The 13,363-nt window shown below is 35.2% G+C and carries 12 protein-coding genes; 3 read left to right on the top strand and 9 right to left on the bottom strand.

Annotated elements, in window-relative coordinates:
• Window positions 1–32: 32 nt before the first annotated feature.
• The 8 genes from nlpI to ACFQ02_RS06405 form a co-directional block, all read right to left on the bottom strand.
• Window positions 33–968 carry a lipoprotein NlpI gene (nlpI, locus tag ACFQ02_RS06440; RefSeq protein WP_380820772.1) on the bottom strand — a complete coding sequence of 312 codons (936 nt, stop codon included), beginning with the start codon at window positions 966–968 and terminating at the stop codon, window positions 33–35.
• Window positions 969–1,047: 79 nt separating this feature from the next.
• Window positions 1,048–3,177 (bottom strand): polyribonucleotide nucleotidyltransferase, encoded by a 2,130-nt coding sequence (gene pnp / locus ACFQ02_RS06435; protein WP_380820770.1) that lies wholly within the window; start codon window positions 3,175–3,177, stop codon window positions 1,048–1,050.
• Window positions 3,178–3,440: 263 nt separating this feature from the next.
• Window positions 3,441–4,031, bottom strand: a complete 591-nt coding sequence (locus tag ACFQ02_RS06430; RefSeq protein WP_380820768.1) for a NapC/NirT family cytochrome c — start codon at window positions 4,029–4,031, stop codon at window positions 3,441–3,443.
• Window positions 4,032–4,041: 10 nt separating this feature from the next.
• Complete coding sequence (locus ACFQ02_RS06425; protein ID WP_380820766.1) at window positions 4,042–4,491, bottom strand: nitrate reductase cytochrome c-type subunit; 450 nt, start codon at window positions 4,489–4,491, stop codon at window positions 4,042–4,044.
• A complete protein-coding gene (gene napH / locus ACFQ02_RS06420; protein ID WP_380820764.1) occupies window positions 4,488–5,357 on the bottom strand; it encodes a quinol dehydrogenase ferredoxin subunit NapH in 870 nt (289 codons plus the stop codon). The genes ACFQ02_RS06425 and napH overlap by 4 nt, the downstream gene beginning before the upstream one ends.
• A complete protein-coding gene (gene napG / locus ACFQ02_RS06415) occupies window positions 5,357–6,103 on the bottom strand; it encodes a ferredoxin-type protein NapG (protein ID WP_380820761.1) in 747 nt (248 codons plus the stop codon). The genes napH and napG overlap by 1 nt, the downstream gene beginning before the upstream one ends.
• A gap of 46 nt (window positions 6,104–6,149) precedes the next feature.
• Window positions 6,150–8,627 (bottom strand): nitrate reductase catalytic subunit NapA, encoded by a 2,478-nt coding sequence (gene napA / locus ACFQ02_RS06410; RefSeq protein WP_380820759.1) that lies wholly within the window; start codon window positions 8,625–8,627, stop codon window positions 6,150–6,152.
• Window positions 8,628–8,680: 53 nt separating this feature from the next.
• The gene (locus tag ACFQ02_RS06405; RefSeq protein WP_380820756.1) at window positions 8,681–8,947 is read right to left on the bottom strand and encodes a chaperone NapD; all 267 of its coding nucleotides are present in this window, start codon (window positions 8,945–8,947) and stop codon (window positions 8,681–8,683) included.
• A gap of 238 nt (window positions 8,948–9,185) precedes the next feature.
• Between ACFQ02_RS06405 and narQ the strand changes: the two genes are divergently transcribed.
• Together narQ and murB are read left to right on the top strand one after the other, a co-directional pair.
• Window positions 9,186–10,895: a nitrate/nitrite two-component system sensor histidine kinase NarQ gene (gene narQ / locus ACFQ02_RS06400; protein WP_380820753.1), complete on the top strand. Its 1,710-nt coding sequence runs from the start codon at window positions 9,186–9,188 to the stop codon at window positions 10,893–10,895.
• A 9-nt stretch (window positions 10,896–10,904) separates the two neighbouring features.
• Window positions 10,905–11,930, top strand: a complete 1,026-nt coding sequence (gene murB / locus ACFQ02_RS06395; protein WP_380820750.1) for a UDP-N-acetylmuramate dehydrogenase — start codon at window positions 10,905–10,907, stop codon at window positions 11,928–11,930.
• On the opposite strand, the gene ACFQ02_RS06390 is transcribed toward murB, so the two are convergent.
• Complete coding sequence (locus tag ACFQ02_RS06390; protein WP_380820748.1) at window positions 11,925–12,635, bottom strand: class I SAM-dependent methyltransferase; 711 nt, start codon at window positions 12,633–12,635, stop codon at window positions 11,925–11,927. The two genes, murB and ACFQ02_RS06390, sit on opposite strands and share 6 nt — an antisense overlap.
• A 21-nt stretch (window positions 12,636–12,656) precedes the next feature.
• On the opposite strand from ACFQ02_RS06390, the gene gloB reads away from it, so the two are divergent.
• Window positions 12,657–13,358 (top strand): hydroxyacylglutathione hydrolase, encoded by a 702-nt coding sequence (gene gloB / locus ACFQ02_RS06385; protein WP_380820746.1) that lies wholly within the window; start codon window positions 12,657–12,659, stop codon window positions 13,356–13,358.
• Window positions 13,359–13,363 lie beyond the last annotated feature (5 nt).

Below are 13,363 nucleotides of genomic sequence, written 5' to 3'. Positions count from 1 at the left end.
ACTTATTGAAAAATCAAGGTTCGCAACACCAATTATGGCGAAACGGAAAATCCATTCGCACTTTTAGCTTGAATTAGCCCCAATTTTGCTGCTTCAAGCAATGCAAAACGATACTCAACAAAGTTATACACCTGATTCGCAATTGCCAATTTGAAAAGCTGTTTGGCTTTTTCTGTTTGACCAATATTGAGTTGTTGTTTTGCTAAATAAAAATAAGTTTCAGTTAAAATTTCATTGAATTTGGCACTTTCTTCTATAGAATTTTTTACAAAAGACTGAGATTTTTGCCATAATTCAGTTATTGATAGTTGTCCTAAATAATGTTGAACAATATAAGTTCCCCAACTCTGCGGAGAAAGTGCGGTAGATCTTTTTACTAAATTTTCTTTTGCACTTGCAGGTGAAAATTTTAGTTCATTGAAATATAACCATAAAACCGCATATGGATTGCTTTTATCTCTCTCATAAAAACGTAATAAATTTTGTTCAGCAAGAGAAAAACGCTCCATATAATAAAAAGTTAAGCCCAAATTAAAGTGTGCAAATTCATAATCAGGGTCAAGTTCTAGTACTCCATTTAAGGCTTCAACCGCTATACTATAGTTGTTATCCAATAACCAATATAGACCCAAATAATTATAAATTGCTGGGTTCTTTGGCTGTAAAGTCAACGCATGAATGAAATCGTAGTGAGCTAATTCCCAAAGTCCTAAACTATCATACAAAACTCCACGTTCGAACAACAAATCCGATCGCATTTTTTGTGATAAATGCTGGTTTAAAGTTTGATTAATTCGCATAATCATTACTTCTTGTTCTTGATGGATATGAGGTACTTGTAGTTTATCATTTGTAAGAACAAAATTTTCTGCTAAAAAAGGGTTTCTTACGCAACCTATAAGTACGCACAGAATTAGTAAAGTAAAAAAGTTACGTGCTAACTTTACAAAAGAAACCCCAATTTTCATTTCAGCCTATTTTTATGCTTTGGAAAGAAAAAGTATGGTATCTCCGCAAAAGGTGCATACCATACAGTGTTTTTATTGATTAGTCAATCAGTTGTTGTTCTTCTTCAGCTGTACTCTCATTATTAGATGGAGTTGATATGACATCTCTCATCGTCAAACGGATACGACCTTGTCGATCAATTTCTACTACTTTAACCATTACTTCTTGACCTACAGATAGATAATCTGCTACACGTTCTACACGTTCTTCAGCGATTTGTGAAATATGTACTAAGCCTTCTTTATTGCCAACGATGGCTACAAATGCACCGAAGTCTGCAAGGCGAGTCACTTTACCTTTGTAAGTAGCACCTGCTTCCACTTCTGCTGTAATATCTTCAATACGAGCCATTACTTGTTTTACTGCGTTGCTATCTATTGCCGCAATTTTTACTGTACCATCATCATCAATATCAATTGAGGTTCCAGTTTCTTCCGTTAATGCACGAATTACTGCACCGCCTTTGCCGATCACGTCTTTAATTTTCTTAGGATCGATTTTCATAGTATAAATTCGTGGTGCAAAATCAGAAATTTCAGAGCGTGGAGCTGGAATTGCCTGCTCCATAACACCTAAAATATGCATTCTTGCACCTTTCGCTTGATTTAAGGCAATCTGCATAATTTCTGCAGTAATACCTTCGATTTTAATATCCATTTGTAATGCAGTTACCCCTTCACGAGTACCTGCAACTTTGAAGTCCATGTCGCCAAGATGATCTTCATCACCTAAAATGTCAGATAATACTACAAATTTATCTTCCTCTTTTACTAAACCCATAGCAATACCTGCAACAGCGGATTTAATTGGTACGCCAGCATCCATTAATGCCAGAGAAGCACCGCAAACAGAAGCCATTGATGAGGAACCATTAGATTCTGTAATTTCGGAGACTACACGAACAACATAAGGGAACTCAGTCAAGCTTGGCATAACAGCAGCCACACCACGTTTAGCTAGACGACCATGACCAATTTCACGACGTTTTGGTGAACCAATCATTCCTGTTTCACCTACAGAATATGGAGGGAAGTTATAGTGGAATAAGAAATGATCAGTTTTTTCTCCTGTTAATTCATCAATAATTTGAGCATCACGTTCTGTACCTAAAGTTGCTACAGCTAACGCTTGAGTTTCACCACGAGTAAAGATAGCAGAACCATGAGTTCGAGGTAATACGCCAGTGCAAATATCCAAAGCTCGCACAGTATCCACAGTACGTCCATCAATACGAGGCTCACCATTAAGAATACGACTACGTACAATTTGACTTTCAAGTGCGGTGATAATCTCAATAATATTGCTTTCAGTAATAGTTTCATCTTCTGAAAATTGTGCTATTACATCAGCTTTAATCGCATCAATTTGCTCATAACGAGTTTGTTTTTCAGTAATTCGATAAGCTTCCCCTAAACGTTCCTCAGCTAGAGCTTTTACTTTGTTAATCAAATCAGTATTAGGCTCAGGTGCAACCCAATCCCAGCGAGGTTTACCCACTTCTTGAGTGAATTCTTTAATTGCTTGAATGACAACTTGTTGTTGTTCGTGACCAAATACCACAGCAGCTAACATTTGTTCTTCTGTCAATATATCTGCCTCAGACTCTACCATCAATACAGCCTTGTCTGTACCAGCCACTACTAAATCTAAACGACTTTGTTTTTGTTCATTCATCGTTGGGTTTAATACAAATTGATCATCAATAAATCCTACTCGTGCGGCACCAATAGGACCATTAAATGGTACTCCCGAGATTGAAAGCGCTGCCGATGCCCCTATCATTGCAACTAAATCAGGGCTAATTTGTGGATTAACCGAAACTACAGTTGCGATGATTTGAATTTCATTGAAAAAACCTTCGGGAAAGAGAGGACGAATAGGGCGATCAATTAAACGAGCAACTAAAGTTTCGCCTTCTGAAGGGCGTCCTTCACGTTTAAAAAAACCACCAGGTATACGACCTGCGGCATAAGTACGTTCTTGATAATTTACTGTTAGTGGGAAAAAGTCTTGTCCCTCTTTAACATCTTTTTTAGCAACTACAGTAACAAAAACACAAGTATCATCCATACTTGCCATTACTGCTGCTGTGGCTTGACGAGCTATTGCACCCGTTTCTAAAGTTACAGTATGTTGACCGTATTTAAATTGTTTTACAATTGGATTCATAATATTGTCCTTTTTGTGATTAATTCTTATGAGAAATTTTGTTAAAAGTAATTTCTCGTTTACTTTAGTTTTCCAATTGCGACTAGCAAAAATCATTTCAAAAAATTAAAAATTTGTACCGCACTTCATTAATTTAGCTTGTGTTAATTCAAAATAATTTTTGATAGCCGCACGCTAACAGGAAAAATAAAGCCCTGACATTATACAGGGCTTTTCAGTTTTTTGATATAAGTTTCACTCAGTTGTTTTTTTACTTTTATTGATCATTTATTTTTTAAAAAACCTGATTTGATATTTTTCATGCTAGGTAATTGATGTGCAATTCCTTTATGGCAGTCAATACAAGTTTTGTTTTCTGTTAAGGCAAAAGAGTGCATGCGGTTTGCTACAGCCTTTTGTTGAGTAAAATCCATTGTTTCAAAATTATGACAATGGCGACATTCCTGAGAGTTGTTGGTTTGCATTCTTGCCCATTCTCGTTGTGCCATTTCTAAACGAGCAGCTTCGAATTTTTCTTTCGTGTCGACATGACCCATAAAATGAGAATAAACTTCTCTAGTTGCTTTAAATTTTCTCATCCATTTGGGTATAAATTCATGGGGTACGTGACAATCGGAACAAGTTGCTTTTATTCCACTACGGTTCATATAATGAATTGTTTGACGATATTCAGGTACGACGTCATTCATGTGGCAATTTGAACAAAATTCTTCTGTATTAGTGTATTCAAGTGCGGTATTAAATCCGCCCCAGAAAATTACTCCAGCGAAAAATGATAAAACAATTACCACTCCTATAGCAATTCGACTTGGTGTAGAAAACCAACGCCAAAACTTTTTGATTATTTTTAGCATGACGTTCTCCTTATTCACCATAACCTTTTATTGGTTTAAATTCATTCGGTACAATTGGTTCAACATCAGATTGAGAAACATGGCATTGTAAACAAAAATAGCGTCTTGGAGAGGTTGAATCACCAACAAAGTTGCCATCACGGTCAGTGAAATGAGTTGGACTAATACGAGTTGCTCCAGTGATTCGAGAGTTTTCTACACTATGACAATTTAAGCACTGATTGGTATTTTTTGTCACTTGATAATTTTTCACTGAATGTGGAATTAATGGAGGTTGATTAACATAGTTCAATGCCATTAGTTGATTTTCTTTTAATTCATTGTGATAAGCTGGAGAAACGTGTTCTGATGCTCCAGTTAAATAATTGTCAATTTGATCATCAATTAATTCCGCATTGGCATAACTTGCTGCTAAAAAAGCCAAAAGTGCGGTAAAAATTAAGTTAATTTTTTTAATCATTTTGATCCCCCCGAATGATTAAATCTAGTTGTAAATGAAAATACATTTTCAGCACAAACATCAATGCAACGTCCGCAACTGATACAATCTTTTGAAAGCACTAATGGACTCTCGTTATTTTTGCCATGTAGTGGAAAACGTAAAACTTGTGGTTCAGGGCAAATGTGATAACAATCCATGCAGTTATTACATTGCTTTCGATTTTTTGCGGAAATTCGCACAATACTTTTGGCTCCAATGAGAGCATAACAAGCTCCCAAGGGGCATAAATGACCGCACCAGCCATGCTCAATAATTAATAAATCTAGTAAAAATATTGCTAAAATTAACCACAAACTTGATTCTATACCATAAATTAATATACGTCCTAGAGTAGCAACAGGATTTATCCATTCCCACAATAATGTACCGCTAACAGCACTTCCAAATAGTATGATTAGTAACATTGCATAACGAATACTTCGTAGTAATTTAGCTGTTTTTCGAATGCCAAGTTTACGCCGCAACCATGCTGCAAAGTCAGTAATGAGATTAAGTGGACATACCCAGCCGCAAAAAATCTTACTGCCAACTACGCTGTAAAAAATTACAACGATAATGAAACCCAGTAAGGCTGTAAATGCAGGAATGTACAATGTAGATAAGCTTTCTAATATAATAAGAGGATCGCTCATTGGAATCATATCAAATAGCAAACTACCACTGTAGTTTCCTTTTAAAATTGAAAAATTAAATAGTGAACCACTTAAAAACATCATTAATATTGCCAATTGTGACAATCTTCGCCAAAATAAGAAGCGATTAGATAACCACCAACCTCGTTTTATTTTTGACTCTTTTCCTGCTTGACGTGGTGAATTTGCCATTATAAGTTCTCCGGTCTGCGTACAGGTAAACTGATGATGTCATCAGGAGATAAAGAATGTCCAGCTTTAGCTTTTTCTTCCCAGCCTAAACGATAATGTTTTCCGATTTTCCCTTTTGCTAATGACATCGGCATCATTTTGATTGCAGATTCTTCTAGTACACAAGATTCTTCACATTTACCACAGCCAGTACAACTTTCTGAATGTACAGTAGGGATAAATACGGCATGTTTATTAGTACGTTCGTTACGATGTGTTTCTAAAGTAATCGCTTTGTCTATTAGTGGGCAGACTCGATAGCATACATCGCAACGCAAACCTTGCCAATTAAGACATGTTTCATGATCAAGCAATACGGCTAATCCCATTCTAGATTGAGTGATATCCTCTGCTTTAGAATCTAATGCACCACTTGGACAGGCTTTAGCACAAGGAATATCTTCACACATTTCACAAGGCTTAGAGCGAGCTGTAAAAAAGGGAGTTCCCGCAGGTAAGGGAGATAGTAATCCCGCTAAATGCAATATATCATAAGGACATGCTTGTACACATTGACCACAACGTATACAAGCTGCATTAAATTGTTTCTCGTCATCTAAAGCAAAGGGCGGTCGCAATACAACATTTTGCTGAGCGAGACTTTGGTGTTGCTGTAATCCAAGCAGTAAACCTATGCAACTTAGTCCACCTAAGTTGCGAATAGATTCCTTTAAAAACTTACGACGTGAAGCTGACATTTCTTTCATTTTTCTATCGCACTTTGCCTAAAAGTGCGGTCTCGTTCAGTAAAGTTTAAGCTTTTTCTACTTTCACGGCACATTTTTTGAAGTCCGTTTCTTTTGAAAGCGGATCAGTTGCATCTAGTGTTAATTTGTTCACGAGCTGACCTGCATCAAAAAATGTTGTAAACACAACCCCTTCAGGAGTCTTATTGCGTCCTCTAGTGTCTAAATAGGAGATTATTTCCCCACGCCGTGAACTAACTTTTACTTTATCACCGTGTTTTAATCCTCGTTTTTTTGCATCATTTGGGTGCATCCAAACTAAATTATTAGGGAAAGAACGATGTAATTCAGGAACTCGTCGAGTCATTGTGCCTGTATGCCAATGTTCTAGTACTCGTCCAGTAGTAAGCCAAAGGTCATATTCCTGATCAGGTGATTCTGCTGGTGGCTCGTAAGGAACAGCTAAAATAATCGCTTTTTTATCAGGTTTTCCGTAAAATGCTACGCCTTCACCTTTTTTAACATAGGGATCGTAACCTTCACGATAACGCCATAAAGTTTCCTTGCCATCTATTACAGGCCAACGTAAACCTCGTGATTTATGATAAGTATCAAAGTTTGCTAAATCATGTGCATGACCTCGACCAAAAGTTGCGTATTCTTCAAATAACCCTTTTTGAAGATAAAAACCAAAATGATAGGACTCATCATTTAAACGATTTTTTAATTCGTCATTGCTGTATTTATTTACTTGATCGTTTAAGTATAAAACTTCATACAAAGTTTTGCCTTTATATGATGGATTTGCATCTAGAATTTCTTTTGGCCACATTTCATCGGTAGTGAAATATTTAGAAAATTCTACTAACTGCCATAGATCTGATTTAGATTCACCAGGAGCGGTTACTTGTTGTCGCCAAAACTGAGTACGACGTTCCGCATTACCGTATGCACCTTCTTTTTCGATCCACATTGCCGTAGGTAGCATTAAATCAGCGGCTAATGCAGAAGTTGTTGGATAAGGATCTGATACTACAATGAAATTGTTTGGATTTCGCCAACCTAGAAAAGTTTCTTCGTTGATATTTGGTCCTGCTTGCATGTTATTGTTACACATTTGCCATAGCACACGCATTTTACCATCTTTTAATGCACGACTTTGTCCTACTGCATGAAAGCCTAACTTAGTAGGGATTAATCCCGATGGTAGTTTCCAAATTTTTTCAGCAATTTCACGATGTTTTGGATTACCTACTAGCATATCAGCAGGTAAGCGATGAATAAAAGTGCCTACTTCTCTTGCCGTACCACAAGCTGATGGTTGCCCTGTTAGTGAGAAAGGTCCACAGCCAGGAAGAGAAATTTTTCCTGTTAATAAATGAATATTGTAGATTAGATGATTAGCCCATACACCTCGAGTATGCTGATTAATTCCCATAGTCCAAAACGATACGACTTTTTTCGTTGGATCAGCATACAATTTTGCTACATTTTCTAATGTTTCTTTTGGTACGCCTGACATTTGATGAGCTTTTTCCAATGTGTATTCTGCGACAATAGTTTTCAATTCTTCAAAATTACTGTCATACATTTTTCCACTGTTAGGGTTTTTTGCTGCTTTTTGCAATGGATGGTTATCACGAAGACCATAACCGATATCAGTTTCTCCTCGTTTGAAGTTTGTATGCTTATTGACAAAGTCCCAATTGATAGCATTATTCTGTATTAAGTAATTAATAATATAATTCAAAATAACTAAGTCTGAGTGCGGTTTAAAGATCAATGAATAATCAGCTAACTCAAAGCAACGATGTTCAAAAGTAGAAAGTACAGCAACTTTAACTTCAGGATTTGATAGACGGCGATCAGATAAACGAGACCATAAAATAGGATGCATTTCTGCCATATTTGAACCCCATAGTACAAAGGCATCAGCTTCCTCTAAATCGTTATAGCACCCCATTGGTTCATCAATACCAAAAGTACGTATGAATGCAACCGCAGCAGATGCCATACAATGACGAGCATTTGGATCAATATTGTTGGATAGAAATCCTGCTTTCCACAATTTTGCTTTAGCATATCCTTCAAAAATTGTAGATTGTCCAGAAGTAAACATGCCTATACCATTTGGTCCAAGCTCTTTAATTGCGGACTTAAATTTTTCAGCCATAGTGCGGAATGCCATGTCCCAACTGACAGGAGTAAATTCTCCGTTTTTGTCATATTGACCATTTTTCATTCTTAACATCGGTTGTGTCAAGCGATCTTTACCGTACATGATTTTAGGTAAAAAATAACCTTTAATACAGTTCAAGCCTCGATTGACTTCTGCATCAGGATCACCCTGTGAAGCTACTAATCGATTATCTTTAATTCCGACTAATACGCCACAGCCAGTGCCACAAAAACGACAAGGTGCTTTATCCCATTTTATAGTTGTATCAGAAGCTTTTACGTCGATAGTTGGAATAGTCATTCCTGCTACTGTTGCAGCTGCTATTGCAGCATTGTTTTTCATAAAAGCACGACGACTTAAATTCATAGCATTTCCCCCCAGAACATTTAATTTGAATTGCTTGAATTTGATTATTTGAATTATTCGTCTTGTTGGTGATATACCAAAGACACATTGATTACTCCATCAATATCTTGAGCTTGTTGCATATAATTTGCTAATTTGTTTTGATTTTCTGATTGCATTACTACTACTAGCTTACCTGTATCTATATCTACAGCAGGTACTTCAGTATTCGGTATTTGTAAAAGTGCGGTCTTAATTTGTTGAATTTTTTCTGGTCTTCCCTGAATAACTAAACCACAAACATACCAACTTTTTGCATAATTAATAGTATTTTTTTTCATCAGTTTAAACATCAAAACAATAATATATATCTTTACATTCACACCAACATTCTTTTAAATTCTCTATGAGTTAAATGTTCATATCAACTACCTAGATAGGGTATTTGTAAAAAACTTCTTGTTTTATTGTTTTTGATCAATTTTTTGCTCAACTATCTTTTAGATGTACTGCCAAAATACTCCAGTGTTTAATTTAATATTTTTTGCTAGAATAATACTGTTATGTGAGGATAAGATTGTGGACGATAGAAGAACAACAGTATTAATTAAAATAGCTAACTATCTGGTTTTGATTATTGTTATTACCGTAGTTATTAGTTTGGTTATGAGTAGCATTATGGTAAGTAACAAATCTGATACAGAACTCATTAATGTTACAGGCTCTTTACGCGAGCAAAGTTATCGGCTCTTATACGAGATGGAATACGATTCTAAAAATGTTGATCAATCTTTACAGCAATACCGTTCCATTCTTTACTCAAGTTGTTTAGAAAGAATAAATCACGAATTTTGGGCGACTGAAGATGTAAAACTCTCTTACCGCACTTTAGCTGATTCTTGGGTGCAATTAGAAAAATATATTACTAATAGAGATGTCGATGCTTATCGTCTAGAGATTGTTGACTATGTAGAAACAATAGATAAATTTGTTCGAGATCTTCAGGACATGTCTGAGCGAAAACGGCAAATAGCATTCTTTTTACATATTTTTCGCTTAATTTTGATTGTGTTAATGATCTCTTACATTATTTGGTTTTTGAAAAAAGAAGTAATGAATCCTCTTGATAAATTGATATTTGCAAGTACGCAAATCAAATTAGGGCAATTTGATCATATTCCATTAGATACAGATAAAAATAATGAAATTGGTCGACTTTCATTAGCGTTTACTCAAATGGCAAAACAATTGAGAAAGTTTTATTTACAATTAGAGAATTCCGTTGATGAAAAGACGCGAGAGGTTCATCGTGTTAATCGTTCATTAAGCATGTTGTATCGATGTTCTCAATTAGTCACTACTAATAATTTGAGTACAGATATTTTATCGCAAGTACTGAAAGAAATTATGGTACACGAGAATTTACCTTATATTGAGTTGGTAGTATATGACATTCCACCTTGGCATATTGTACTGGGAGAGAAAAAATCACACTGCCAATTTAATGAAGCAGTACTAAAAGTTGGTGAACAAGAATTAGGAATGCTTTACTGGAATGAAGAAAAAACAGTATCTGATCAATATACGATGCAGAGTACTATTAGAATGTTAGCAAGATTATTGTATGTTCGAGAAAGCCAACGAAATCAAAAACAATTATTTCTTATGGAAGAGCGTTCAATTATTGCGAGAGAATTACATGATTCATTGGCTCAAGTTTTAGCTTATCTTAAACTTCAAATAGCACTATTAAAAAATAGTATGCAAAAAGATAATGCAGATGCTAAGCAGAAAAGCTTATTAATTATTAAAGATTTTGAACGAGTGTTAAATGATGGTTATGCTCAGTTGAGGGAATTATTATCGACTTTCCGTTTAACTGTGCAAGAAGCTAATTTGCAATTGGCATTGGAACAAGTTATTGATTCATTACGTAATTGTACTTCAATGAACATAACGTTGGATTGTAGTTTACCTTCGCATACTTTTGATGCATTACAACTAGTTAATGTTCTGCAAATCATTCGTGAAGCCGTGCTAAATGCGATTAAGCATTCGCAAGGAACATTAATTGAGATTATTGGAAAAGTTAATAACTATGGTGAATACGAGTTGATTGTACGAGATAACGGTATAGGTATTGCTAGTTTAGATGAACCCAAAGGACATTTCGGACTAAATATAATGTATGAACGTAGTGTACAACTTGATGCAGTGTTGACAATAGAAAAATTAAACGAAGGTGGAACAGAAGTCAAACTCACTTTACCGAACACTTTATCAGCATAGGAATAATTAATGGCAGATCTTACTCATTTTCATACTTTTGGCATTGCTACAGAAGCAAAAAAAGTTGTTAAAATCACTTCACTTGAACAAGTTAAACCTGAATGGGATGAAGCTAAAAAAGAGAAAATACCTTTATTAATTTTAGGGCAAGGAAGTAACGTTTTATTCACTGAGAATTTTAATGGTATTGTCTTGCTTAATCGTTTAGAGGGCATAGAGCATAGAGAAGACGATAATTATCATTATTTACACGTCAAAGGTGGTGAAAATTGGCATCATTTAGTGCAATGGAGCATTTCTCAAGGTATTTTTGGCTTAGAAAACTTAGCATTAATACCTGGTTGTGCAGGATCAGCTCCAATCCAAAATATTGGGGCTTATGGTGTCGAATTTAAAGATGTATGTGATTATGTAGAAGTATGGGATATTGAAAAAGAAACTGCTTTTTCTCTAAGTTGTGAACAATGTCAATTTGGTTACCGTGATAGTATTTTTAAACATCAGTATGGTGAGGGATTTATAATTAGTGCTATAGGATTAAAATTGCCTAAGAACTGGCAACCTGTTTTAAAATATGGATTTTTAGCAAAATTAGAACCTCATTTAATTTCTGCTCAAATACTGTTTGAAAAGATTTGCTCAGTACGAAAAAGCAAATTACCAGATCCTATAAGCTGTGGTAATGCGGGGAGTTTTTTTAAGAATCCAGTGATTTCAGAGCAAGATTTTCAATTATTACAGCAAGAATATGCAGATATTCCATATTTCCCTCAAAAAGAAAGAAAAGTTAAATTAGCTGCTGGCTGGTTGATTGACAAGTGCGGTCTAAAAAACTATCAGATCGGTGGAGCAGCAGTACATCAAGATCAGGCTTTAGTGCTAATTAATAAAAATAATGCGACGGCGTCAGATGTTATTGAACTTGCGCACCATATTCGTCGTAGTGTTGCAATTAAATTTAACGTTTATTTACAACCTGAAGTGCGTTTTATTGGGGCAAATGGAGAAATTAACAGCGAGTTGGCTATTTCATGAATTAATTCGTTTGAATGCAGCGACGGGTTCTAAATTTGTTCTAGTAGGAAATGATAATTTTCTTGCCTGCAACGTGAGAGGGTGAATTCTTTTTTGTGCCACAATAGCGATTAACGGTGAGAGCAAGTACGGTTTGTTTTTAATTACTAAATTTTTTTGTTCGATAATATCGAAATTTAATAGCTGCAACCAGTCAATAATTCGGCAACTTAAATAATGGCGAAAGAAGAAGGATTGTTGATGTTTTATTCCAAGTGAGTGTTTGAATAACAATGCACTAAAAGGATTAAACAAAGAAATAAATAAGTAGGCTTCGTCATCACAAACACGTTGTACTTCTCTCAATATTTGATGGGGATCTTGACTAAAATTTAAAATATTTGTTAGTAAACAGCCGTTAATGCTTTTTTCCACAAAAGGTAAATTGAGAGGATCAGCTTGTATAAATGTAGTATGTGAATTTTTTAAAAGTGCGGTCAGATTTTTAGTTATTTTATCTTGTAAAATAATTTGATGACAGAGCGGTAAATCGCACTTAATTTCACCGCTTAAGCCACCAATTTTTAATAATTGATAGCCAGATAACTTTGGAAACCACGTAGCAAAATATTGCTCTAAACAATTTCGATATTGTTTGCCATAAGGTAACAAGTCCCAGCTATATGGAAGCTGAATCTTTTTTGGATATTTTGCATGCCATTTCATTTTTCACCTAAGGAGTTTTTTATGTTAGTTTCCTTGCCAGCACTCAATGATAACTATATTTGGGTTTACAGACGAGAAAATTTTCCTGTCATTATTGTAGATATTTCAGAAGTTACCGCACTTTTACCTTTTTTACAAGAAAATCAACTTGATGTGGAAGCAGTTTTATTAACTCATAAACATGATGATCATGTTGCTGGTGTAGCAGAATTTAAAAAATATTACCTAAATGTACCTATTTATGGTCCTGCTGAGACTTTAGACAAAGGTGCAACAGAAATTATCGATCAAGGGATCATTTTTACTAAACATTATCAAATTAAAGTAATACCGACGGGAGGGCATACAGAGCAACACGTTAGTTATTTAGTCGATGATCATTTGTTTTGTGGTGATGTCCTTTTTTCTGCTGGCTGTGGCAGAGTTTTTACGGGAAACTATCAGCAGATGTTTGATTCACTTCAAACTCTTAAATCTCTTTCTGGTAACACGATACTTTGTCCAGGGCATGAATATACTTTGAGTAATCTAAAATTTACAGCAAAAGTGTGGGAAAATAATCACTTGATTGAAAAGTATATTCAGCAAGTTGAACAATATCGTTTAGAAAATAAGCCAACTGTACCGACAACATTAGAATTTGAGAAAAAAATTAATCCGTTTTTACAGACTAACAGTCTGGAGGATTTTATTGCACTTCGTCAAGCAAAAGATAATTTTTAATGAAA

Source organism: Seminibacterium arietis, from assembly GCF_042675725.1.
Classification (GTDB): Bacteria; Pseudomonadota; Gammaproteobacteria; order Enterobacterales; family Pasteurellaceae; genus Seminibacterium; species Seminibacterium arietis.
The sequence above is the reverse complement of the archived record's forward strand: the minus strand, read 5'-3'. Positions and strand labels throughout refer to the sequence as shown.